Source organism: Pigmentiphaga sp. (genome assembly GCF_033795525.1).
Taxonomy (GTDB): domain Bacteria; phylum Pseudomonadota; class Gammaproteobacteria; order Burkholderiales; family Burkholderiaceae_B; genus Pigmentiphaga.
Map to the genome: position 1 here is coordinate 713189 of NZ_JARYGM010000002.1, position 23709 is coordinate 736897.

General features: G+C 65.4%; 18 protein-coding genes. 8 read left to right on the forward strand and 10 right to left on the reverse strand.

Annotated elements, in window-relative coordinates:
• From uppS to rpsB, 5 genes are all read right to left on the reverse strand, one after another.
• A complete protein-coding gene (gene uppS, locus QHC78_RS08115) occupies nt 1-795 on the reverse strand; it encodes a polyprenyl diphosphate synthase (protein ID WP_319743367.1) in 795 nt (264 codons plus the stop codon).
• Nucleotides 796-832: 37 nt separating this feature from the next.
• The gene (gene frr / locus QHC78_RS08120; RefSeq protein ID WP_319743368.1) at nt 833-1393 is read right to left on the reverse strand and encodes a ribosome recycling factor; all 561 of its coding nucleotides are present in this window, start codon (nt 1391-1393) and stop codon (nt 833-835) included.
• Nucleotides 1394-1420: 27 nt separating this feature from the next.
• On the reverse strand, nt 1421-2152 hold the full coding sequence (gene pyrH / locus QHC78_RS08125; protein ID WP_319743369.1) for a UMP kinase: 732 nt from the start codon (nt 2150-2152) through the stop codon (nt 1421-1423).
• 262 nt (nt 2153-2414) lie between these two features.
• Nucleotides 2415-3296, reverse strand: a complete 882-nt coding sequence (gene tsf / locus QHC78_RS08130) for a translation elongation factor Ts (protein ID WP_319743370.1) — start codon at nt 3294-3296, stop codon at nt 2415-2417.
• A gap of 148 nt (nt 3297-3444) precedes the next feature.
• Complete coding sequence (rpsB, locus tag QHC78_RS08135) at nt 3445-4194, reverse strand: 30S ribosomal protein S2 (protein ID WP_319743371.1); 750 nt, start codon at nt 4192-4194, stop codon at nt 3445-3447.
• A gap of 283 nt (nt 4195-4477) precedes the next feature.
• Here rpsB and map point away from each other — a divergent pair, with 283 nt between their 5' ends.
• The 4 genes from map to gstA all read left to right on the forward strand — a co-directional run bounded on the left by map (nt 4478) and on the right by gstA (nt 11318).
• The gene (map, locus tag QHC78_RS08140) at nt 4478-5293 is read left to right on the forward strand and encodes a type I methionyl aminopeptidase (protein WP_319743372.1); all 816 of its coding nucleotides are present in this window, start codon (nt 4478-4480) and stop codon (nt 5291-5293) included.
• 15 nt (nt 5294-5308) lie between these two features.
• On the forward strand, nt 5309-7906 hold the full coding sequence (locus QHC78_RS08145; RefSeq protein WP_319743373.1) for a [protein-PII] uridylyltransferase: 2598 nt from the start codon (nt 5309-5311) through the stop codon (nt 7904-7906).
• A 207-nt stretch (nt 7907-8113) separates the two neighbouring features.
• Nucleotides 8114-10675, forward strand: a complete 2562-nt coding sequence (locus QHC78_RS08150; protein WP_319743374.1) for a glycogen/starch/alpha-glucan phosphorylase — start codon at nt 8114-8116, stop codon at nt 10673-10675.
• 37 nt (nt 10676-10712) lie between these two features.
• Complete coding sequence (gene gstA, locus QHC78_RS08155; protein ID WP_319743375.1) at nt 10713-11318, forward strand: glutathione transferase GstA; 606 nt, start codon at nt 10713-10715, stop codon at nt 11316-11318.
• A 27-nt stretch (nt 11319-11345) separates the two neighbouring features.
• Here gstA and QHC78_RS08160 read toward each other — a convergent pair whose 3' ends face one another.
• From QHC78_RS08160 to smc, 4 genes are all read right to left on the reverse strand, one after another.
• Complete coding sequence (locus QHC78_RS08160) at nt 11346-12107, reverse strand: S-methyl-5'-thioinosine phosphorylase (RefSeq protein WP_319743376.1); 762 nt, start codon at nt 12105-12107, stop codon at nt 11346-11348.
• A gap of 32 nt (nt 12108-12139) precedes the next feature.
• On the reverse strand, nt 12140-14200 hold the full coding sequence (gene ligA, locus QHC78_RS08165; protein ID WP_319743377.1) for an NAD-dependent DNA ligase LigA: 2061 nt from the start codon (nt 14198-14200) through the stop codon (nt 12140-12142).
• A 79-nt stretch (nt 14201-14279) separates the two neighbouring features.
• Nucleotides 14280-15368, reverse strand: coding sequence for a cell division protein ZipA C-terminal FtsZ-binding domain-containing protein (locus QHC78_RS08170; protein WP_319743378.1), 1089 nt, complete (start codon nt 15366-15368; stop codon nt 14280-14282).
• Nucleotides 15369-15429: 61 nt separating this feature from the next.
• Nucleotides 15430-18960 carry a chromosome segregation protein SMC gene (gene smc, locus QHC78_RS08175; protein ID WP_319743379.1) on the reverse strand — a complete coding sequence of 1177 codons (3531 nt, stop codon included), beginning with the start codon at nt 18958-18960 and terminating at the stop codon, nt 15430-15432.
• Between the two features lie 210 nt (nt 18961-19170).
• Between smc and queF the strand changes: the two genes are divergently transcribed.
• Both queF and lplT read left to right on the forward strand, forming a co-directional pair.
• Nucleotides 19171-19590, forward strand: coding sequence for a preQ(1) synthase (gene queF / locus QHC78_RS08180; RefSeq protein ID WP_319743380.1), 420 nt, complete (start codon nt 19171-19173; stop codon nt 19588-19590).
• A 157-nt stretch (nt 19591-19747) separates the two neighbouring features.
• Nucleotides 19748-21067 carry a lysophospholipid transporter LplT gene (gene lplT, locus QHC78_RS08185; RefSeq protein WP_319743381.1) on the forward strand — a complete coding sequence of 440 codons (1320 nt, stop codon included), beginning with the start codon at nt 19748-19750 and terminating at the stop codon, nt 21065-21067.
• A 61-nt stretch (nt 21068-21128) separates the two neighbouring features.
• Here lplT and QHC78_RS08190 read toward each other — a convergent pair whose 3' ends face one another.
• Nucleotides 21129-21890: a GntR family transcriptional regulator gene (locus QHC78_RS08190; protein ID WP_319743382.1), complete on the reverse strand. Its 762-nt coding sequence runs from the start codon at nt 21888-21890 to the stop codon at nt 21129-21131.
• Nucleotides 21891-21962: 72 nt separating this feature from the next.
• Here QHC78_RS08190 and QHC78_RS08195 point away from each other — a divergent pair, with 72 nt between their 5' ends.
• The gene (locus QHC78_RS08195; protein ID WP_319743383.1) at nt 21963-22955 is read left to right on the forward strand and encodes a Bug family tripartite tricarboxylate transporter substrate binding protein; all 993 of its coding nucleotides are present in this window, start codon (nt 21963-21965) and stop codon (nt 22953-22955) included.
• A 3-nt stretch (nt 22956-22958) separates the two neighbouring features.
• On the forward strand, nt 22959-23708 hold the full coding sequence (locus QHC78_RS08200) for a TSUP family transporter (protein ID WP_319743384.1): 750 nt from the start codon (nt 22959-22961) through the stop codon (nt 23706-23708).
• The last annotated feature ends 1 nt before the right edge of the window (nt 23709 follow it).

A 23709-nucleotide genomic window follows, 5' to 3' on the forward strand; every position in this document is an offset into this window, starting at 1 on the left:
TCAGCCGCCGCTGGCGCGCTTGGGAGAAGCGGCCGCGGGCTCCAGGGCCTGCACCTGGGCGCTGGTGCGGCCGAAACGGCGCTCGCGGCTGCGATAGGACTTGCAGGCCAGATCGAGCTGCTCGGCATCGAAATCCGGCCAGAAGCAATCGGTGAAATAAAGCTCGGTGTAGGCGAGTTGCCAGATGAGGAAATTGGAGATGCGCTGCTCGCCGCCGGTCCGGATGAACAAGTCGGGCTCGGGCGCATAGGCCATGGACAGATACGGCGACAGCATGGCTTCGTCCAGCCGTTCCGGGTGACCGCCCAATTCCGGGTGGTCGGCCAGCAACCGCCGCGTTGCCTGCAGAATGTCCCAGCGGCCGCCATAGTTGGCGGCGATGGTAAGCGTGAGGCGGTCGTTGTCGCGCGTACGCGCTTCGACGTCGGCAATCAGCTCCTGCAAGCGGGGCTCGAAGGCGCTGATATCGCCCACGACCTTCAGCCGGATGCCGTTGCGCGCCAGCCGGGCAACCTCGCGTTCCAGGGCGTGTACAAACAGCCGCATCAGCAGGGATACTTCGTCGGCCGGGCGGCGCCAGTTCTCGGAACTGAAGGCGAACAAGGTCAAGTATTCGATGCCGCGCACCGCGCAGGCTTCGACCACGGCACGGACCGCGTCCACCCCTTTCTTGTGCCCGGCGACCCGGGGCAAAAAGCGCTGGGTGGCCCAGCGGCCGTTGCCGTCCATGATGATCGCCACATGCCTGGGCACGGCATCGGTACGCGGTACCCCGAGAGTCGAACTCAAGACCATGTCAGCTCCGTAGGGCCGCCGGTGAACATGAAGGGCGTCAAACCGTCATGATCTCCGCTTCTTTCTGGGCGACCAGCTTGTCGACCTCGGCAACGAAACGGTCGGTAAGCTTCTGGACATCGTCCTGGGAACGGCGCTCTTCGTCCTCGGAGATTTCCTTGTCCTTGACCAGGCGCTTGAGCTGCTCGTTGGCGTCGCGGCGCAGGTTGCGCACGGCCACCTTGGCGTCCTCGCCCTCGCTCTTGACCACCTTGGTCAGCTCGCGGCGACGCTCCTCGGTAAGGGCCGGCATCGGCACGCGGATCAGTTCGCCCATGGACTGGGGATTCAGACCCAGGTCGGACTCCCGGATGGCCTTCTCGATCACCGGGGCCATTTTTTTCTCCCAGGCCTGCACGCTCAGGGTGCGCGCATCGAGCACGCTCACGCTGGCAACCTGACTCAACGGAACCATGGAACCGTAGTATTCGACCTGGACATGGTCCAGTATCCCGGCATGGGCACGACCCGTACGGATCTTCGCGAGATTGGCCTTGAGCGTCTCGATGGACTTGCCCATTTTGGTCTCGGCGTTTTTCTTGACGTCGGAAGCGCTCATTGCGGTCTCCTAAATACAAACGATCGATCAAACGTGCACCAGCGTGCCTTCGTCGTCGCCCGAAACGACGCGCTTCAAAGCACCCGGTTTGTTGATCGAAAAAACCTTGATCGGCAGCTTCTGGTCGCGGCACAGCGCAAAGGCGGTGGCATCCATCACTTCCAGCCGGCGCACGATGGCTTCATCGAAACTGATGCGGCTGTAGCGGGTCGCCGTGGAATCCTTCTTGGGATCGGCCGTATAGATGCCGTCGACCTTGGTTGCCTTCAATACGATTTCGGCACCTATCTCGGCGCCGCGCAACGCGGCCGCCGTGTCGGTGGTGAAGAACGGGTTGCCCGTACCGGCCGCGAAGATCACGACCTTGCCTTCTTCCAGATAGCGCAGCGCCTTCGGACGGATATAGGGTTCGACGACCTGCTCGATCGTCAGCGCCGATTGCACCCGGGCATCGACACCCCGGCGCTTGAGCGCATCCTGCAAAGCCAGCGAGTTCATGATGGTTGCCATCATGCCCATGTAGTCCGCGGTGGCGCGATCCATGCCCTGGGCACCGGGCGCCACGCCGCGGAAAATGTTGCCCCCGCCTATGACCAGCGCGAGCTCGACGCCCAGCTCTGCCACTTCGGCGATTTCTTCGACCATGCGGCCGATGGTCGCGCGGTTGATACCGAACGCATCGTCGCCCATCAGGGCTTCACCCGACAGTTTGAGCAGTACGCGCTTGTACGCCCCTTTTTTCGCCTCAGATGCGTTCATTTCCACCGTCATACATGCTCCCGAGCAATCGCCATAGTCTGGCACATCCTGGACGCCCGCCCCCACAGGAGGTCAAACCCGACCTCCCGGGCGCTGCCCGCGCCCCGCCCGGGGCACACAGGCGGACTGGCCGAGCCAGGATCCGCTGCGTCCTCTATCAATCACAACCACGTCACTGCCGACACACCGCCGGCCGGACAGGTGCCATGGGCCCCACCGGCCGGTCCGCCACGCGCCCCAGGAGCGCGCGGCGCGTGGAGGCTCAGCCCCGCGCGGCAGCAGCCTGGGCCGCGACTTCGGCGGCGAAGTCGGTGGTTTTCTTCTCGATGCCCTCGCCCACCACGTACAGCACGAACTGCTGAATGGCCGAATTCTTGGCCTTGAGCACCTGCTGGACGGTCTGCTTGTCGTCCTTGACGAAAGGCTGCGACAACAGCGTAACCTCTTTCAGGTACTTCTGGATCGAACCTTCGACCATCTTGGCGACGATATCGGCCGGCTTGCCGGACTCGGCAGCCTTTTGCTCGGCGACCGAACGCTCGCGCTGGATGTCTTCCTGGGACACGCCCGAGGCGTCGAGCGCCTTCGGCTTGGTGGCAGCCACATGCATGGCGATGTCCTTGCCCAGGGCGTCGTCACCCGTGTACTCGACCAGCACGCCGATACGGCCGCCGTGGACGTATTGGGCCAGCTTGTTTTCCGTGGCGACGCGCGTGAAACGACGGACGGAGATGTTTTCGCCGATCTTGCCGACCAGGCCGGTACGCACGCTTTCGACCGTGCCGTCGCGGAACGGCAGCTCGGCCAGCGCGGCGACGTCCGCCGGTGCGGCTTTGGCGATGAGTTCGGCGATATCGTTGGTGAACTGGACGAAGTCATCGTTCTTGGCGACGAAATCGGTTTCGCTGTTGACTTCGACCGCGACGCCGGTCTTGGCATCCGGCGCCACGTAGATCGCCACCAGGCCTTCGGCCGTGACACGCGCGGCGGCCTTGCTGGCCTTGCTGCCCAGCTTGACGCGCAGGATTTCCTCGGCTTTCGCCAGGTCGCCGTCGGCCTCGGTCAACGCTTTCTTGCACTCCATCATGGGGGCATCGGTCTTCTCGCGCAGTTCCTTGACCATTGCTGCGGTAATTGCGGCCATGATTACTCCTGACATTTTCCGCCGGGGATGACGGGCGGAAATAACGGTTTGACTAAAAAGAAGGGGCTCGAGGCCCCTTCAGACAATTCAATCGGAGGGGGGAGAAGGCCCACCCCCTGGCGGCTTTCGCCGCGCCAGCGCGAAGGGCTTACACCTCTTCGTCGACTTCCACGAACTCGTCGCCGCCTTCGGCAACGGCATCGACCACGCCTTGCAGGGCCTGCTCGCGGCCTTCCAGCACGGCATCGGCCACGCCGCGGGCGTACAGGGCGATCGCCTTGGACGAGTCGTCGTTGCCGGGGATGACGTGGGCCACGCCATCGGGCGAGTGGTTGGTATCGACCACGGCGACGACCGGAATGTTAAGCGCCTTGGCTTCGCTGACGGTAATTTTGTGATACCCGACGTCAATGATGAAGATGGCGTCCGGCAGGCCGTTCATGTCCTTGATGCCGCCGATGGACTTGTTCAGCTTGTCGAGCTCGCGCTGGAACATCAGCGCTTCCTTCTTGCTCATGCGCTCGGTCGCGCCCTCGGCCTGCATGGCTTCCATGTCCTTCAGGCGCTTGATCGAGGTCTTGACCGTCTTGAAGTTGGTGAGCATGCCGCCCAGCCAACGGCTGTCGACGTAGGGCATGCCGCAGCGCTGCGCTTCCTCGGCGATGATTTCACGCGCGGCGCGCTTGGTGCTGACGAACAGGATCGTACCGCCGCGGGCCGACAGCTGGCGGACGAACTTGAGAGCGTCCTGGTACAGGGCCAGGGTCTTCTCAAGGTTGATGATGTGGATCTTGTTGCGATGGCCGAAGATATAGGGGGCCATCTTGGGGTTCCAGAAGCGGGTCTGGTGACCGAAGTGGACACCGGCTTCCAGCATTTCGCGCATGCTAACGGACATGTTGACTCCGAGGGTTGGGTCTTGCACCGTATCAGCACCTGCTTGGCGGATGGGCTTCGCATAAGAGCCCTGCCTGCCCTGCTGGCACCCTGGACGATACGGCGCGCGGTTTACGACGGGTTTACGATTTCGGCACAAGGCCGCTACCGTTTTCACTTCCTGAAATCGCAGGAAGCCTATAATTCTACTATTTTCCGGCCTCGCTGCTCAAGCGACCACCTTACCCAGCCGCCCGGGCGCCCTCTCGCGCACGGCGGCCCGGTTACAAATCGGTACCAAGATTATGAGCATTACCATCAAATCCGCCGAGGAAATCGAAAAAATGCGGGCCGCCTGCCAGGACGCCGCCCGCGTGCTCGATTTCATCGCTCCCTACGTCAAGCCTGGCGTCACCACCGGCGAACTCGACCGGCTGTGCCTGCAATTCATGACCGAGGAACTCCAGGTGAAGTCAGCCACCATCGGCTACGCCCCCCCGGGGTACCCGCCGTTCACCGGCGCCATCTGCACCTCGGTCAATCATCAGGTGTGCCACGGCATTCCGGGTGACAAAGTCCTCAAAAACGGCGATTCGCTCAACATCGACGTCACCATCATCAAGGACGGCTGGCACGGCGACACGAGCCGCATGTATTTCGCCGGCGAACCCACGCTCCAGGCGCGCCGCCTGGCCGAGGTCACCTACGAATGCATGTGGCTGGGGATCGAGCAGGTGCGCCCCGGCGCTCACCTGGGCGACATCGGCCATGCCATCCAGAAGCATGCGGAAAACCACGGCTACAGCGTCGTGCGGGAATTCTGCGGCCACGGCATCGGCCGGGTCTTCCACGAGGATCCCCAGGTGCTCCACTACGGCAAGCCCGGCACGGGCGTAGAACTGCAGCCCGGCATGATCTTCACGGTCGAGCCCATGATCAACGCGGGCCGCCGCGAGATCCGCGGCCTGGCCGACGGCTGGACCATCGTCACGCGCGACCGCAGCCTGTCGGCGCAGTGGGAGCATACCGTGGTCGTGACCGAGACCGGCTACGAGATCCTCAGCGTCTCGCCCGGCATGCCCGCCCCGCCGGCTTTCGTCTCCGCCAAGAAGGCCGCCTAAGGCACCCTCCGCCCTATGCCCACCGCCACGATGACTTCGCCCGCGCTGCGCGGGCTGCAGGACCTGCGCAACGCCATGCGCGAGGCGCGTGAACGCGCCATCGCCGCCTACCGCGCCAACCTGCGCGCCGATGCGCTGCTGACCGAACTGCGCCGCATCGTCGACCGCACCCTGCAGGCCCTGCTCGAGAGCCATCCGCTGCCCGAAGGCGCGACGCTGGCGGCCGTGGGTGGCTATGGGCGGGGGGAACTCTACCCCCACTCCGACGTGGACGTACTGGTCCTGCTGCGGCAGCCGCCCACCGCCGAGGACGAAGCCCGCATCGGCGCCCTGATCACGGCGCTGTGGGACATCGGCCTGGAGCCCGGCCACAGCGCCCGCACGGTGGAAGACTGCATGGCCGAGGCGGCCAAGGACATTACGGTGGAAACCGCCTTGCTGGAGGCTCGCTACCTGGCCGGCAGCCGTGCGCTGATGCGGCAGTTCGAGGCGGCCATGCGCGCCCGGCTGGACAAGCGCGCGTTCTTCCACGACAAGCAGCTGGAGATGCAGCAGCGGCACACCAAGTACAACTACACGCCGTACGCGCTCGAGCCCAATTGCAAGGAATCGCCGGGTGGGCTGCGGGACCTCCAGGTCATCCTGTGGATGGCACGCGCCGCCGGGTTCGGCAAGACCTGGGCCCAGGTGGCCCGGGCCGGCCTGCTGACCGCCGACGAGGCGCGCCACCTGCGCCGCGCCGAGCAGGCCTTCAAGCGCCTGCGCATCGAGCTGCATTTGCTGACCGGCCGACGCGAGGACCGCCTGGTGTTCGACGTGCAGCCCGCGATGGCCAAGGTATACGGCATCCCGGACAACGGTCCGCGCCGCCCCAGCGAAGTCCTGATGCAGCGCTACTACTGGGCTGCCAAGCTGGTGACGCAGCTCAACACCATACTGGTCCAGAACCTCGAGGAGCGGCTGTTCGCCCGCCCGGGCGAGGAAGCCCAGCCTATCGACGAAGACTTCCGCAACCTGCACGAGCGCCTGGACATGTACCGGGACGATGCCTTCGAGCGCAACCCGACGCTGCTGCTGCGCGCCTTCCTGGTCATGCAGCAGCATCCGGAGCTCAAGGGCATGTCGGCGCGCATGCTGCGCGCGATCTGGCATGCGCGTGGCCGCATCGACGCCCAGTTCCGCCGCAACCCCGTCAACCGGCACCTGTTCCTGTCCATCCTGCAGCAACGCCGGGGCATCGTGCACGAACTGCGGCGGATGAACGAACTCAGCATCCTGCCGCGCTATTTGCTGCCCTTCCGCCGCATCGTCGGGCAGATGCAGCACGATCTCTTCCACGCGTACACGGTGGACCAGCACATCCTGATGGTGGTGCGCAACCTGCGCCGCTTCACGATGCCGGAACACGCACACGAATACCCGCTCTGCAGCCAGCTGATCGCCAACTTCGACGGCCACTGGGTGCTCTATGCCGCCGCCCTCTTCCATGACATCGCCAAGGGCCGCGGCGGCGACCATTCGCAACTGGGCGCGATCGAAGCCCGCAAGTTCGCCCGCGAGCATGGGCTGGCCAGGGAAGACGCCGAGCTGCTCGAATTCCTCGTGCGCCAGCATCTCAGGCTATCGTCCGTCGCGCAGAAGAAGGACTTGTCCGACCCCCGCGTCATACAGGATTTCGCCGCGCTGGTGGGCGACACGCGGCACCTGACGGCGCTGTACCTGCTGACGGTGGCCGACATACGCGGTACGAGTCCCAAGGTCTGGAACGCCTGGAAAGCCAAGCTGCTGGAAGACCTGTTCCTGAAGACCCGGCGTGCCCTGGGCGGCGAGATTCCGGATCCCAAGGCCATACTGGAGAACCGCAAGGAAGAAGCGCTGGGGGCGCTGCGCCTGGCAGGCCTCACCCCTGACGCGCATGAAGCGCTGTGGAAGCAACTCGATGTCGCCTATTTCCTGCGGCACGAGGCCTCCGATATCGCATGGCAGACCCGCCACCTGTACAACAAGGTCGATAGTCCCACCCCTATCGTCCGCGCCCGCATAACACCAGTGGGCGGAGGACTGCAAATCGTGGTCTACGCCAAGGACCAGCCCGACCTGTTTGCGCGGATCTGCGGCTATTTCGACGAGCGGCGCCTCAGCATCCAGGATGCCCGCATCCATACCACGCGGCATGGCTGGGCGCTGGATAGCTTCATTGTCCTGGCCCAAGGCACGCCGAGCGAACAGCGTTCGCTGCTGAGCCTGCTCGAACACGAACTGACCCAGCGCCTGGCCTCGCCCCATGCCGCGCGGGCCCCCGGAACGGAAGCCGTTCCGCTGGGGCCTCGCCCATCCCGCCAATCGCGCACGTTTCCCATCACGCCCGCCATCGAGCTGCGACCGGACGAGCGCGGCCAGTCCTGGATACTGAGCGTGACGGCCACCGACCGCACCGGCCTGCTGCATGCCATGGCACGCACTTTCGTCCAGCATGGCATCAACCTGAAGACCGCCAAGGTCATGACGCTGGGAGAGCGGGTGGAAGACACCTTCCTGATCGACGGCGCCGCCCTGGATAACGCACGCAGCCAGATCCAGTTCGAACAGGACTTGCTCGAGGCCCTCCAATAGCGCCGGCGACGCGTTCCGTGTGAGGGCCCGCGACCATCGTTAACGAATTGAAAACGCGGCTTGCGCCGCACGAATCCCGAAAGCAACAATAGGCAGGCAGGTCGGCGCGGCGCCCTTCCCGGACAGCCGCGCCTGCTTTCCGCGCCCCGGGCGCAAGACGGTCCGCCCCCACTGCCGCGGGGCGCCGCAACGATGGGAGCCCCGCACGTGTCAGCACTAGCCCCGCAGTCGCCCTTGGGCGACAACGACGACGATCGCACCTCGCTTTCCAAGGAAAGCCTCAAGCGCGCGTTCTTCGACCACCTGTTCTACACGATAGGCAAGTTCCCCAAGATTTCGGGCAAGAACGACCTCTATCTGGCGCTCGCCCATACGATCCGGGACCGCAGCCTGCACCGGTGGATCAGCAGCACCGCGCAATACAACCAGACCGCGCCGCGCACGGTCGCCTACCTGTCGGCCGAGTTCCTGATGGGCCCGCACCTGGGCAATCATTTGATCAATCTCGGCATCGCGGACAACGTGCGCGAGGCCTTGGCCGAGATGAAGCTCGATTTCAACGAAGTACTCCGGCAGGAAGAAGAGCCCGGGCTGGGCAATGGCGGCCTGGGCCGCCTGGCCGCCTGCTTCCTGGACTCGCTGGCGACACAGGAGATCCCGGCCTTCGGCTACGGCATCCGTTATGAATACGGGATTTTCTTCCAGACCATCATCGACGGCTGGCAGGTCGAAAACACCGACAAGTGGCTGCGCTACGGCAACCCCTGGGAAATCCAGCGTGCCGAATGGGCGGTCGAGGTCAAGCTGGGCGGCCGTACCGAGCAGTACATCGACGACTCTGGCTGCCTGCGCGTACGCTGGGTACCCGAGAAAACCGTGGTGGGCGTCCCCTTCGACTCGCCCATTCCCGGGTATCGCGTCAACACCACCAACACCTTGCGGCTGTGGCGCGCGGAGGCCACCGAATCCTTCGATTTTTCCGTGTTCAACAAAGGCGACTACCTGGGCGCGGTGAGCAAGAAGGTGACGTCGGAGAACCTGACCAAGGTTCTCTACCCGAACGACGAAACCGAGCAAGGCAAGGAACTGCGGCTCGAGCAGCAATACTTCTTTGTGTCATGTTCGCTGCAGGACATGATACGAATCCATCTTGTGCGCGGCGGAGCAGTGACCGACTTCGACAAGAAATTTGCAATCCAGCTCAACGATACGCACCCGGCCATCGCCATCGCCGAGCTCATGCGCCTGCTGGTCGACGAGCACCTGCTGCCCTGGGAACAGGCCTGGGGCATCACCACGCGCACGTTCTCCTACACCAACCACACTTTGCTGCCGGAGGCCCTGGAACGCTGGCCGCTGGCACTTTTCCAGCGCATCCTGCCCCGCCATCTCGAACTCATCTACGAGATCAACGCGCGTTTCCTGAACGACGTACGCATTCACTTCCTGGGCGATGAATCACGTATTTCCCGCTTGTCGCTGATCGACGAAACCGGCGAGCGCTACGTGCGGATGGCCCACCTGGCCTGCGTCGGCAGCCACGCCATCAACGGCGTGGCAGAGCTGCATTCGGACTTGCTCAAGACCGGCCTGCTGAAAGACTTCTACGAAATGTGGCCGGAGAAATTCACCAATGTCACCAATGGCGTCACGCCGCGCCGTTGGCTGGTGTTGAGCAATCCACGCCTGACGTCGCTGGTGACCCGCGCCATCGGTGACGCCTGGGTGACGGACCTGCCCCGCATCCGGGAGATCGAGGACTACGTCGACGACTCCGCGTTCCGCAAGGAATGGCGCGCGGTCAAGCGCGCGAACAAAGCGGACCTGGCTGCGCTGATCCTGCGGCGCACCGGTGTGCAAGTGGATCCAGACTCGATGTTCGACGTGCTGGTCAAGCGCATCCACGAGTACAAGCGCCAGCACCTGGCTGTGCTGCATATCGTGACGCTTTACCATCGGCTGAAGTCGGGCCGCGCACGCGACCTGCAGCCCCGCACGTTCATTTTCGGCGGCAAGGCGGCTCCGGGCTATTACATGGCCAAGTTGATGATCAAGCTGATCACTTCGGTGGGCGAGGTCATCAATCACGACCCCGACGTCCACGACCTGCTCAAGGTCGTCTTCCTTCCCAACTTCAACGTGACCCAAGGCCAGTGCATCTATCCGGCCGCCGACCTCTCGGAACAGATTTCCCTGGCCGGAAAAGAGGCGTCGGGTACCGGCAACATGAAGTTTGCGATGAATGGCGCGCTGACCATCGGCACCATGGACGGCGCGAACATCGAGCTGCGCGACCAGGTAGGCGCGGAAAACTTCTTCCTCTTCGGCCATACCGCCGAAGAGGTGCACAAGCTGCGCGCAGCGGGATACCGTCCTTCGGACTACTACGACAGCCACAGCGAACTGCGCATCTGCCTGGACCTGATCCAGAGCGGCTTCTTCTCGCGTGGAGACGCCGCGTTGTTCCGCCCCCTGATCGACGATCTGCTGCAACGCGACCCCTATCTACTGCTGGCCGACTACCAGTCCTACATCGAATGCCAGGACCTCGTCAGCGAGGCCTATCGCGACACCGAGCGCTGGACCAGCATGTCCATCCTGAATGCCGCGCGTTCGGGCAAGTTCTCGTCCGATCGCAGCATCCGGGAGTACAGCGAACAGATCTGGAAGGTGCGGCCCGTGCCGGTCGAACTCTACGACCAGGCCGAACTGGAGCGGACGCTGGAGGCGCCGGGGGCTCCCCGCCCTGCCGCCGCGGTGAGAGAATAGACGCGCATTTCTCCCAAGCATCCATCACCGAGGCACTATGAAGCTCTATTACACGCCCGGCGCCTGCTCGCAGGCGCCCCATATCGCGCTGCGCGAAGCCGGCATCGACTTCACCTGGGAAAAGGTGGACCTGAAAGCGAAAGTCACCGAAACCGGCCAGGATTTCCGCAAGATCAACCCCAAGGGCTACGTTCCCGCCCTGGAAGTGGCTCCTGGGCAGGTCATGACCGAGCTGGCCGTGCTGCTGCAATATCTTGCCGATCAGGTGCCGGAGCGCCAATTGGCGCCCCCGCCCGATAGCGCCGATCGCTATGCGCTCCAGACCTGGCTGGTCTTCATCGCAACGGAAATCCACAAGGGTTTCTCGCCGATGTTCAAGCCCCAGGTAAGCGACGATGCCAAGGAAGTCTTCAAGCAGATCCTGGCGACGCGCCTGGACTACGTGCAAAGCGAACTGGCCCAGCGCGACTATTTGCTGCCGGGCGGCTTCTCCGTCGCCGACATCTACCTGTTCGTAACGACCGGCTGGGCGCCGCGCCTGAATTTCGACCTCTCGCGCTGGCCCGCCATCGTGGCTTTCCGCGAGCGCATAGCCCAGCGCCCCGCCGTCCAGGCGGCGCTCAAGGCCGAAGGTCTGGCGTAACGCGCGTTGCCGCCCGCTGCTCCCGGTTCAAGGAGTAGCGGGCGCGCAGCCTCCGCCGACCAGCTCGCCCAGGATGCGGTGCACGTTGCGCATGCTGTTGTCGACCACGGCCCGCATCCCTTCCATGGAAATTTCATTGACGCTTGCCCCCTTGCCGGCGGCATCGTTGGTCACCAGGCACAGGGCGGCATAGTCCAGCTCCAGCTCTCGCGCCAATGCCGCCTCCGGCATGCCGGTCATCCCGACCATGTCGCAGCCGTCGCGCGCCATGCGGCGGATTTCAGCCGCGGTCTCCAGGCGCGGCCCCTGCGTGCAGCCGTATACGCCACCGTCCACCACCGCCACGCCGCAGGCACGTGCTGCCTCCAGCAAGTCCTGGCGCATTTCCGCGCCGTAGGGCTGCGTCATATCCACATGCGCCACCGGCTGGTCGCCGCCCTCGAAGAACGTGCGCGGACGCTCGGTGGTGTAGTCGATGATCTGGTCCGGCACGACGATGCTGCCCGCCGACAGTTCAGGGGCGATGCCACCCACCGTGGCCACCGATACGATACGGCGCACGCCCACCTCGTGGAGCGCCCACAGGTTGGCCCGGTAGTTGATCCGGTGCGGCGCCAGGGTATGGCCGTAGCCGTGGCGGGCAAGAAAAACGATTTCCTGTCCATCGCCGATGCGTCCGTAGGTCAGTGCCCCCGAAGGCTCGCCATAGGGCGTGCGCACGACTTGCCGTCGCGTCACGACGAGGCCGGTCAATTGATAGAGTCCGGTGCCTCCGATGATTGCCTGCATGTGGGTTCCTCTTGCGGGCCACGGCCCGCCTGTCAAGACTGCAACAATGCCTTCAAGCCGTCCTCGTCGAGCACCGCGATGCCCAGCTCCTGGGCCTTGGCCAGCTTGCTGCCGGCATCCGTGCCCGCCACGACGTAGTGCGTCTTCTTCGACACCGAGCCGGTCACCTTGCCGCCGGCCGCCCGGATCAAATCGGCGGCCTCGTCGCGCGTCATGGTGGGCAGGGTGCCGGTAAGGACGAAGGTCTTGCCCGCGATCTCGCCTGCAGTGCGGTCCACGACAGTCTCGGTCCCGGGCGTGACGCCGTTGCGCAGCAAATCCCCCACCACCTGCCGGTTATGGGGCTCGGCAAAGAAGCGGTGGATGGACGCCGCTACCACCGGCCCCACGTCGGGGACCGCCAGCAGCTGGGCCTCGGTGGCGTTCATGACTGCATCCAGGTTGCCGAAATGGCGTGCCAGGTCGCGTGCGGTGGATTCGCCCACGTGCCGGATACCCAGTGCAAACAGGAACCGCCCCAATGGCGGCTCACGGGTGGAGGAAATCGCTTCGACCAGGTTCCGCGCCGACTTCTGGCCCATGCGGTCCAGCCCGGCCAGTTCGTCCTCGGTCAAGGTATAGAGATCGGCCAGCGTCCGCACCCGCCCTCGTTCGACCAGCTGGTCGATCAGCTTCTCGCCCAGACCCTCGATATCCAGGGCGCGGCGCTGGGCGGCATGCCACAGCGCCTGCTTGCGCTGCGCCGCGCAGAACAGGCCACCGGTACAACGGGCGATGCTTTCTTCCTCGGGACGCTCGATGGCCGAGCCGCAGACCGGACAATGGCTCGGCATCACGAACTTGCGGGCGTTGGGCGGACGCTTGTCCACCACCGGCATGACCACCTCGGGAATGACATCGCCCGCGCGGCGCACCACCACCGTATCGCCGATGTGCAGGTCCTTGCGCTCGATCTCGTCTTCGTTGTGCAGCGTGGCGTTGGTCACCGTCACCCCGCCCACGAATACCGGCTTGAGGCGGGCAACGGGCGTGATCGCTCCGGTACGGCCCACCTGGACCTCGATATCGAGCAGCTCGGTAGTGGCCTCCTCGGCGGGAAATTTATGGGCCACGGCGAACCGGGGGGCGCGCGAAACGTAGCCAAGGCGGCGCTGGGACTCCAGCGCGTCCACCTTGTAGACCACGCCATCGATATCGTAGGGCAGCGCTGCGCGCAGCCCCTCGATACGGTGGTAGAAATCAAGGAGGCCGGGAGCCCCCTTGACCCGTTGGCGCTCGCGGTTGACCGGCATGCCCAGTTCCTGCAGCCAATCCAGCATGCCGGTATGCGTATCGAACGGGGGCATTTCCGCCGTGGCCTGCCGGCCATCGGGCATGCTGCCGCGGATTTCGCCCCAGCCATAGGCGAAGAAGCGCAGCGGCCGCCGCGCGGTGATGCGCGGATCGAGCTGGCGCAGGCTGCCGGCCGCGGCATTGCGGGGGTTGATGAATACCTTCTCGCCGGCTTGCCGCTGGGCATCGTTGAGGCGTTCGAAATCCTTGCGGAACAAAAGCACCTCGCCCCGTACCTCGAGCACCTCGGGTGCGGGGCCGGCCAGCGTCAGCGGAATGGACCGTATCGTGCGAATGTTGGCGGTGATGTCTTCCCCGGTCTGGCCGTCCCCGCGCGTAGCGGCCTGGGCCAGCCGGCCGTTCTCGTAGCGCAGGCTGACCGCCAATCCATCGAATTTCAGTTCGCAGGCATAGCCGACGTCGGACGTCGCCTGGAGCCCGTCGCGCACGCGCTTGTCGAAGGCGCCGATGTCCTCTTCGTCGAACGCGTTGTTCAGCGACAGCATCGGCACGGCATGGCGTACGGTTCCGAACGCCGTCAGCGGTGCGCTGCCCACCCGCTGCGTGGGCGAATCGGGCGTGGCGAGCAGCGGGAATTCCTGCTCCAGCTTGACCAGTTCGGCGAACAGCGCGTCGTATTCGGCGTCGCTGATCAGCGGATCGTCGAGCACGTAGTAACGGGTGTTGTGCAGCGCCAATTCCTGACGCAATTGCGCCGCGCGCTGCATCGCCCGGTTTTCCCGATCGAGATCAGAAGCCATGTCAGTCCTACCGGGCCGCTCCGGCAGGCGGGGGCGCCCCGCAAGGCGGCAAAGAGCATGAAATCGATTTCATCGGCGGCTATCCGAATACCCGCATCGCCCGGACGGAGCCGGCCTTCAGCCCGGAGTGCTCCAACCTCGCATAGAGCGCCTGCAGCTGCTTGTCGATGGCCGCTTCGGCCCCATCGGCCAGCGGCCGGCCGTTGTCGTCGACCACGGTCGCCTCCAGCCGGCCCGACAGTTGCCGCGCGACCTTGGCCATCCGGGAAAACGCATGCTCGTCGGCGGGTGCGCGCGGGACGTCGAGAATCAGGCTGAGCTGGCCGATGGTCGCGGCGCCTGCCGATCCCAGCGATACCCCGTCGCTGCGGCCGAGCGTGAAACGCACCGCGCCATGCTCGTCTATCCACGGAAGCCGGCCATCGTGGATGGACGAGAACCCCGCCTCGCGGGCTGCGGTCAGCACATCGCTGGAAGACCAGCGGCGGCTGCTGGCGACCAGCGTCAGGCCGACCTGCGCATCGAGGGCCGCGCAGACCGCGTCCAGCTTGTTGGCGCGATCCAGCACCGCCTGGCTATCACTGGCTTCCACCGTACCGTCGAAGCGATCGGCCAGGACTCTCGAACGCGACAAGGCTTCGGCCCATTCGCCGGCGCTGAGCGGACCGCTGCGGTTGGCCAGCAAGACGGCGACCTGCACCGACGCGTATCTCTCGCCGCTGCGAATGGCGGACCGGTGCACGCCCTCGGTGGTTTCGGCAAACACGCGCAGCGATTTCTGGCCGGCATGGCGAATGCCCTGGGTGAAGGCGGCGAGCTCGTCGCCCGGCACCGGCTCCAGGAAGGAAATATCGATGACGGTCTCGCACGCCTCGTCGACTTCGTCGGTATCGTGCTGCGGCGCGGGGGCGTCGGCATCACGGGCCGCGAGTCCCCCGACGACGTTGCCGTCCGACTCGATGGCGGAACCGAGTGCCGGTTCACGGCGCAGGCCTTCGGTCGGCGGCATGCCAGGCTCGGCGCCGTGCAACAGGGGATCCTTCCCGCTGTCGGGAAAGCCGTCCTGTATCTGCTTGCGGGCACGGCGGTCCTGCCACCAGTTCAGGCCAAGCACGACGACGATGGCCAGGACGCCAAGGGCGATGAGCCCGGTTTGTAGATCACTCATTGGTGTTGTTCCCGGTGGCGGGCATGGTGGAAAGAATACCGGTGCATGGACAGCCGGCTCATCAAGCAGCCTCGGCGGCAAGTTGCATGGCCGAATCGATATCGACGGCCACGATGCGTGATACCCCCTGCTCTTGCATGGTCACCCCGACGAGCTGATGCGCCATTTCCATGGCAATCTTGTTGTGCGAGATGAACAGGAATTGCGTCTGTTCGGCCATGCGGCGGACCAGGTTGGCGTAGCGCTCGGTGTTGGCGTCGTCCAGCGGCGCGTCCACCTCGTCCAGCAGGCAGAACGGCGCAGGATTGAGCTTGAACATGGCAAAGACCAGCGCGGTCGCGGTGAGCGCCTTCTCGCCGCCCGACAGCAGGTGGATGGTGCTGTTGCGCTTGCCCGGCGGCTGGGCCATCACCTGCACCCCGGCATCGAGGATTTCCTCGCCGGTCATGACCAGCTTGGCCTCGCCGCCTCCGAACAGCGACGGGAACAGCTCGCCGAAGTTGCGGTTGACCGCATCGAAGGTTTCCTGAAGCAGCTGGCGGGTTTCACGGTCGATCTTGCGGATCGCGTCTTCCAGCGTGTCGATGGCCGACTGCAGGTCGGCATGCTGCGTGTCGAGATAGGTCTTGCGTTCGCGCGCGGCGTTCAGTTCGTCCAGTGCCGCGAGGTTGACCGCACCCAGGGCCGCGATGTCGCGCGCCAGGCGTTGCAGTTCCGACTGCAGCCAATTGGCGCGCTGCCATTCCTTGGGCAGCGCATCGAGCTGCTCACCCAGGGCAGCGAGATCCACTTCTTCTCCCGCAAGCTGCTCGGCATACTGCTCTTGCGCCAGGCGGGCGGCCTGCTCCTTGAGCTGCAATTCGGTAATGCGGCTGCGCAGCGGCTCGAGCGAGCGCTCGAGGGCCAGGCGCTGTTCGTCGGCGGCGCGCAGTTGCGCGGCCAGCGTATCCATCTCGATGCGGGCACGGTTGAGCACTTGCTCGCGTTCGCTGCGCAGTTCGAGCGCGCCCTGCAAGCCGGCCTGCGCCGCTGCGTCGTCCAGAACCCTGAGCTCCTGTTGCACCCGCTCCGCTTCGGCGGCCGCGCGCTGGCTTTGCTCGCCGGCCAGCTGCAGGGTGCGGCGCAGCTCGTCGATGCGCGCCCGCAGCCCGCGCTCGGCAAAGACGGCTTCCTGGGCCGCCCGCTCGAGCTCGCGCAGCCGCTCGCGCGCGCGCTGCGCCTCGGCCTCGCGCTGCTCCTGCGCCATCTGCGCTTCCTCGAAGGCGGACTGCTTGTCGCCCAGCTGGGTATCGAGGACTTCGAAACGCCCCTCGGCCTCTTCCTTGCGGATGCGGGCCTCTTCTTCCTGCGCTTCCAGCTCGGCCCGTTCCTCCTGGATACGGGCGGCCCGTTCCTCGGTCTGCGCGGCCTGCTGGGACAGCTTGGAATGCTCGAGCTGGATGGCGTGCAGGCGCTGGGTCACCTCGGCCAGGCGCTGGCGGGACGCGGGCAAGGCCTGGGCCACCTGCTGGTACGCTGCCTCGGCGCGCGCCACCGCGGAACGCGCCTCGTCGGCGATAAGCTGCTGCGCCTTCAACTGGCGCTGCAGGTTCTCGATTTCCTGCTGCCGCGCCAGCATGCCCGCCTGCTCGGAATCAGGCGCGTAGAAGCGCACGCTGTTGTGCCCGATGAGGTGCCCTTCCTTGACGACGAAATGCCCGCCCTCGGGCAGCTGGCCACGGGCGGCCAGCGCCTGCGTGGCATCGGCGGCCGTATAGACGTCACGCAGCCAGTCGGCCATCAGCGCCCGCAGCCCGGGATCGGTGATGCGCAGCAGCGATACCAGCGGCGTCAGCGCAGCGGGCTGCGCCGCCGGTGCCGCGGCCGGGGGCATCTGGTAGAAGGCCAGGCGCGCCGGAGGCGCGTCACCGAAAAACGCCCGCGCCCATTCCAGGTTGCTGACTTCGAGCGCCGCCAGGCGCTCCCGCAGCACCGCTTCCAGTGCGGTTTCCCAGCCCGGTTCGATATGCAGCTTCTGCCACAGCCGCCCCAGGCCGGTCAGTTCGTGCTTTTCCAGCCACGGGTGCAAGGCGCCCTGTTTTTGCACGTCCTGCTGCAAGCGGGTGAGCGCGGACAGCCGGGCCTCGATCTGCGAGACCGCCGCGGCTTCCTTCTGCACCAGTTCCTGCGCCTGGCGGCGCCCGGCGTCGACCTGCGGAAGCTGCGCCTCCAGCATCGACAACTCGTCCTGGGCCTGCGCCACGCGCTGCTCGGTGTCGGCCAGGTCGCCGGCCAGTTGCTCCAGCCGGCCGGGATCCGGCCGTTGCAGATTGCGTTCTTCCTGTTCCAGGCGTTCCCGGCGCTGCGCAAGCGCCTGCAACTGGCGGTCGGCCTCGCGCTGCTCCTGGGCCGTCAGCGCCAGGCTCTGCTCGACCTGGGACAAACCGCCCCGCAACTCGGCCAAGCCCGCCGCGGCGTCCCGTACCCTGGCCTCGACATCGGGCAGCTGCGCCTGCGCCTCCTCGGCGGCAATGCGGGCCTCCTCGGCCCGGGCCTCGCCCACGGCGAGGTCTTCCTCGGCCTGGGCCAGCTGTTCGCTGCCGGTTTCGTGCTGCTCGTTCCACTGGGCGATCTGCTGCTGCAATTGCGCCAGCTGCGCCTGCATGCGGTTGCGCGCCTCGACCACGTATTTGATCTCGGCCTCGAGCCGGCTCACTTCGGCATTGGCCTCGTACAGGCCACCCTGGGCAGCATGAACCGCGTCGCTGGCGGCATAATGGGCCTGGCGGGTTCCTTCGAGGTCGGCCTCGAGCTTGCGCAGGTTTGCGGTCGCGGCTTCCAGGTCGGTCTGTGCCTGCTCGATGGCGACGGCATATCGCATGCGGTCGGCGTCAGCCTCCCGCTTCTTGAGCAGCCACAGGAAACGCTGCTTTTGCTCGCTATCGGCCTGCAGGCCCTGATAGCGCTGCGCGACCTCGGCCTGCGCCTCGAGTTTTTCGAGCTGGGTCGCGAGCTCACGCAGGATGTCCTCGACCCGCGTCATGTTCTCGCGGGTATCCGACAGCCGGTTCTCGGTTTCCCGGCGGCGCTCCTTGTATCGGGAGACGCCGGCCGCCTCTTCGAGGAAGACCCGTAGTTCGTCCGGACGGGCCTCGATGATGCGGGAGATCATGCCCTGGCCGATGATGGCGTAGCCACGGGCGCCCAGGCCCGTTCCCAGGAAAATGTCGTGGATGTCGCGCCGGCGGACCTGCTGGTTGTTGACGAAGTAGCTGCTGGTTCCGTCGCGGGTCAGCACCCGCTTGACCGCGATTTCGCCGTATTGGCTCCATTGGCCCGATGCCCGGCCCTCGGAGTTGTCGAACACCAGCTCGACCGAGGCGCGCGCGGCCGGCTTGCGGTTGACCGAACCATTGAAAATCACGTCCTGCATGGACTCGCCGCGCAGCTCGGACGCCTTCGATTCACCCAGGACCCACCGGACGGCATCGATGATATTGGACTTTCCGCAGCCATTGGGCCCCACCACCCCGACCAACTGGCTGGGCACCTGGAGGGACGTGGGGTCGACGAACGACTTGAAACCTGCGAGTTTGATCTGGGTAAGTCGCACCGGGAAACGAAGCTTCGATGAAAAAGGCTGGAAAAGGAACCGATATGCGTCCGAAACGGTCGGAAAAGACGGGCCGCGACCCCGTCAGATGGCGCCATCGGCACGATGTACAAGGTGCTCCGTATAATACCAAAGGGTCATCGGCAAGGTTACGCCAGGCGCCGCCGGCAGGCCTTTTTTTCACTTTCGTTACGTATAAATCGCAAGCACATGCCTTCTCAACCCAGCAAGAGTCTCGATACCTTTGCCAATCCGAGCCCGGGGCGCGACTTCCAGATCCACATCGAAGTGCCGGAGTTCACCTGCCTGTGCCCGATGACGGGACAGCCGGATTTCGCCGTACTGGTGATCGACTACATCCCCGACCAGCTCTGCGTGGAACTCAAGAGCCTCAAGCTCTATACCTGGAGCTTCCGCAACGAAGGCAAATTCCACGAGGCGGTCACCAACGAGATCCTGGACGACCTGGTGCGCGCACTGGCTCCCCGCTTCATGCGCATCACCGCGAAATGGTATGTGCGCGGCGGCATCTTCACCAACGTCGTGGCCGAACATCGCAAGCCGGGATGGGAACCGCAGCCAGCCGTCCAGCTCCAGGAATTTCCCCAGGGCAGCAACATTCGCGGATAACTACCATCAGATCGTGCAGGGCGCAATCGCAAGCGTCCCTATCCGCATGCTATAAAACGTGCGCTACGATGCGCGGCACGCATCCTGCCCGTAGTGCCACCCTGAGTCCGGCACTTTTCCGATCCACTCATCCGGCACACGAGTCCACGCCCCACTGATGAAACGCGGCTTTTATCTGATCATGGCAGCGCAGTTTTTTTCTTCGCTTGCCGACAATGCGCTTTTCATCGCCGCCATTGCGCTGATCCAGCAGCTGGACGGGCCAGACTGGATGACGCCCATGATCAAGTGGTCGTTCGCCCTGGCCTACGTGCTGCTCGCGGCGTTCGTCGGGGCGTTTGCCGACTCCTTCCCCAAGGGGCGCGTGATGTTCGCCACCAATGCGGTGAAGATCATCGGCTGTCTCTTGATGTTCACCCATGCCAGCTTCGGGCTGGCCGATCCGTACCAGGTCTATATCGTGTGCGGCGCGTACGCGCTGGTGGGCATCGGCGCGGCGGCGTATTCCCCCGCCAAGTACGGCATCATCACCGAACTGCTGCCGCCCGAGCAACTCGTCAAGGGCAACAGCTGGATCGAAGGCTTGACGGTCATCTCCATCATCCTGGGGGTCGTGCTGGGCGGCGCGCTCATCAGCCCCACCGTGTCGGACTGGCTGCTGTCCATAGATCTGGGCCTGGACCTGGGGGCAGACCTCGACACTCCCGCCGAGGCGGCCATCGTGGTCATCGCCCTCGTCTACGTGGTGGCGGCCGTCTTCAACCTGCTCATTCCCGCCACCGGCGTCGACTACCCTCAGCAGCAACGCAACCCTTTCAAGCTGGTCGCGACCTTCGGCAGCTTCGTGGCGACCTTGTGGCGCGACAAGCTCGGCCAGATTTCCCTGGCGGTGACCACGCTTTTCTGGGGCGCCGGCGCCACCCTGCAGCTGATCGTGATCGAATGGGGCCGGGTCCAGTTGGGCTTGCCGCTCAACAAGGCGTCGATCCTGATGGGGGTAGCCTCGGTGGGTACCATCCTGGGCGCCACGCTGGCCGGCAAGATCCCCCTGCATCGGGCGCTGACCGTCCTGCCCATGGGTGTGGTCATGGGGCTGGTGGTCATGCTCATGCCGCTGGCCTACGAGCCCTGGTTCGTCTATACGGTGTTGATCGCCATTGGCGGCCTGGGCGGCTTCTTCGTCGTCCCGATGAACGCGCTGCTGCAGCACCGCGGCCACGTCCTGCTTTCGGCCGGCCATTCGATCGCGGTGCAGAACTTCAACGAGCAGCTCAACATCCTGCTGATGGTGGCCGCCTATTCCCTCATGCTCGGCATGAACATACCCATCAACACCATCATCATCATCTTCGGAACCTTGGTGGCGGTCCTGATGGTGTTCATCATGATCTGGAACCGCCACAATCATCGCACCCACCCGGACCTGGACCTGGTCATCGGCAGCCGCGCACACGGGACTGCGCTGCGCCGGGACTGACGCAAACCGTCGCAGCGGCAGGTCGGGCCACTATCCGGCCCCAAGCAGCCGCCCGCAAGCTCTAGCGCGCAAGCCGTCCGACATTCAAGGAATACTCGAACATATCCGCCCGGTAGCAAGCCGATTCCAGATGGAAAGGCTTGCCGCCGTCCGCATGCAGCCGTCGGCGCACGCGCAGCAACGGCGCGCCGCGCCGCACGGCCAGATGGGCCGCATGCATGGCATCCGCCGCGACTGCACCTATGCTCAAGTCGGCATCGTGCACGGGGATGCGCAGCTCACGCTCGTAGACCTCGAGCAGATCGCGGTTGCCCAGGTCGATACGCCGCAGCCTTTCGGCATACTCGCCCGGCATATAGGAATGGTTCAGCGATAGCGGTTGGCGGTCCAGGTAGCGCAGCGACCACAGCTCGCCTACCCGCGCCCCCGGCGCCATGCCGAACTGGGCCGCCACTTCTTCCGGCGCGGCCACCAGCTCCATGGACAGCGTGCGCGACAGCACGCGGCCCGGCCGGCCCAGCGATTCCGACAAGCCGCGCAACCGGGTCAGGTCCTGGGCCACCGCGAGCGGGGCGACGAAACTGCCCTTGCCGTGCACCTTCACGATCAGCCCTTCCTTGTGCAAGTCATTCAATGCCTGCCGCACGGTAATACGGCTGACACCGTGGCTGGCAGTCAGCTCGGCCTCGGAAGGCAGCTGATCGTGTGGCTGGTAGCGGCCTCCCAGGATATCGGCCCGCAGGGCTTCGCGCAGTCGCGCGTACAGCGGCTGGCCCGGGACCGCCTGGGAATGGCTTGGTACGGCTTTTGCTCTACTTGTCATTACTTGTTATATCAAGTTAGGATCGCACTCAGTATGTGCGGTTGTTCACTCATCCGGTGCATGGAGCGCATCATGCAAATGAAAACCTTGTTGGCGACCGCCGCCCTGTCGATTTCCACCTTCGCCCTGGCCAGCCAGAGTATGGCCCAAAATACCGGCGCCTGGCCCCATGCCGGCCCCATTACCCTGGTCGTGCCCTTCGCGGCCGGCGGCAGCGTCGATAATGCCGCCCGCGTCATCGCGCCGCTACTGGCCCAGCGCCTGGGCCAGAACATCGTCATCGAGAACAGCGCCGGGGCCGCGGGCACCATAGGCACGTACAAGGTGGTGCGCGCCAAGCCCGACGGGCAGACCCTGCTGTTCGCCGTCTCCAGCCCCATTACCGTAGCGCCGCAGGTCTCGCCCGGCATCGTCAAATACGATCCGTTCAAGGACCTGCTGCCCATCACGCCGGTGGGCGTATCGACCTTTGTAACCGTGGCCCGCGCGGACCTGCCGGCTGATACCGCGCAGCAGCTCATTCCGTTGCTCCGCGCCCAGCCGGGTAAATTCACTTACGGCACCGATGGCGTCGGCACTTCCATGCACATTGCGACCGAGCTGATCAAGCAGCAGGCCGGCGTAGATATGCTCCATGTGCCGTACAAGTCCGGCCCACAGGTGGTGGCCGACCTTGCCGGCGGCCAGATCGACCTGGCCACCATGCCGGTCTCGCTGGTACAGCCGTTGATCCACGACGGCAAGATCAAAGCTATCGGCGTCACCTCGCGCCAGCGCTGGCCCTCGCTGCCCGACACACCCAGCCTGTCGGAAACGCCGCAGCTCAAGAATTTGGCGCTGGACTCCTGGTACGGCTTGCTCGCCCCGGCAGGTACCGCGCCCGCCATCACGGAACGCCTCGTGCGCGAGATCGCCACCATCCTGAAAGACCCAGCTACCCTGCCCAAGCTGCGCGCAGCCGGCCTCGAGCCCCTGCGCATGGACAGCACTGCCTTCGCCCGCTATCTCGACGAAGAATGGCGCACGCTGGGTGCGGTGATCGCCTCGGCCAACATCAAGCCCTGACGCATGGCCGACGCACTGCCTCTCACCGCCTGGTTGCTGGCCGGCTTGGCCGGCATCGGCGTCGGCGCCACGGGCGTGGGCGGCGTGCTGATCGTACCGGTGCTGACAGCCGTGGGGGAGATGCCCGTCCACGCGGCTATCGCCGCCGCCAGCTTCGCCCTGCTGTTCCCGGCGCTGGCCGCGCAATGCATGCTGTCGCGCCAAGCCAGTGGGCGCGGCACGACGGGACTTACCGCTGGCGCGCTGGGAGGCGCGGCGCTGGGGGCGCTCACCCTGCCTTGGCTGCCCGGCGCCGCCATCGGCCTGGGGGTGGCTGCGCTAGCCACCGCCAGCGGCGCCCAAGCCCTGCTGGCACGCGGGACCCACGCCTCGGCCGCAAAAGACCTGCCCGGGTCGGCGCCCTCCTTTCTATTGGGCCTGGCGGTCGGGTGCGCCTCGGCCTGGTCCGGCACGGGCGGCGCGCTGGTGCTGTTGCCCTTGTTGATGCTGCTGGGCGTAGAGGCCCGCATCGCACTGCCATTGGGTCAGACCATACAGCTTCCCATTACCGGCATCGCCAGCCTCGTCAATTTCCACGCTGGCACGCTCGCCCTGGCCTTGGGCGCGGCGCTGGGTATCTGCTTGCTGCTGGGTTGGGCGGGCGGCATTGCGCTTGGCCGCACGCTGCCCGGGCCCCGGCTGCGCCAGCTCATGGCCGTGGCCTTGCTGGCTGCCGGCCTCTGGTACGGCTGGCGCGTTCTACAAGGAGGATGAA

Coding starts and splice junctions, on each gene's coding strand:
- queF (WP_319743380.1), top strand. CDS start 19,171: ATGCCTTCTCAACCCAGCAAGAGTCTCGATACCTTTGCCAATCCGAGC.
- lplT (WP_319743381.1), top strand. CDS start 19,748: ATGAAACGCGGCTTTTATCTGATCATGGCAGCGCAGTTTTTTTCTTCG.
- tsf (WP_319743370.1), bottom strand. CDS start 3,296: ATGGCCGCAATTACCGCAGCAATGGTCAAGGAACTGCGCGAGAAGACC.
- gstA (WP_319743375.1), top strand. CDS start 10,713: ATGAAGCTCTATTACACGCCCGGCGCCTGCTCGCAGGCGCCCCATATC.
- QHC78_RS08200 (WP_319743384.1), top strand. CDS start 22,959: ATGGCCGACGCACTGCCTCTCACCGCCTGGTTGCTGGCCGGCTTGGCC.
- pyrH (WP_319743369.1), bottom strand. CDS start 2,152: ATGAACGCATCTGAGGCGAAAAAAGGGGCGTACAAGCGCGTACTGCTC.
- QHC78_RS08195 (WP_319743383.1), top strand. CDS start 21,963: ATGCAAATGAAAACCTTGTTGGCGACCGCCGCCCTGTCGATTTCCACC.
- rpsB (WP_319743371.1), bottom strand. CDS start 4,194: ATGTCCGTTAGCATGCGCGAAATGCTGGAAGCCGGTGTCCACTTCGGT.
- frr (WP_319743368.1), bottom strand. CDS start 1,393: ATGAGCGCTTCCGACGTCAAGAAAAACGCCGAGACCAAAATGGGCAAG.
- uppS (WP_319743367.1), bottom strand. CDS start 795: ATGGTCTTGAGTTCGACTCTCGGGGTACCGCGTACCGATGCCGTGCCC.
- QHC78_RS08170 (WP_319743378.1), bottom strand. CDS start 15,368: ATGAGTGATCTACAAACCGGGCTCATCGCCCTTGGCGTCCTGGCCATC.
- map (WP_319743372.1), top strand. CDS start 4,478: ATGAGCATTACCATCAAATCCGCCGAGGAAATCGAAAAAATGCGGGCC.
- QHC78_RS08190 (WP_319743382.1), bottom strand. CDS start 21,890: ATGACAAGTAGAGCAAAAGCCGTACCAAGCCATTCCCAGGCGGTCCCG.
- QHC78_RS08160 (WP_319743376.1), bottom strand. CDS start 12,107: ATGCAGGCAATCATCGGAGGCACCGGACTCTATCAATTGACCGGCCTC.
- QHC78_RS08145 (WP_319743373.1), top strand. CDS start 5,309: ATGCCCACCGCCACGATGACTTCGCCCGCGCTGCGCGGGCTGCAGGAC.
- ligA (WP_319743377.1), bottom strand. CDS start 14,200: ATGGCTTCTGATCTCGATCGGGAAAACCGGGCGATGCAGCGCGCGGCG.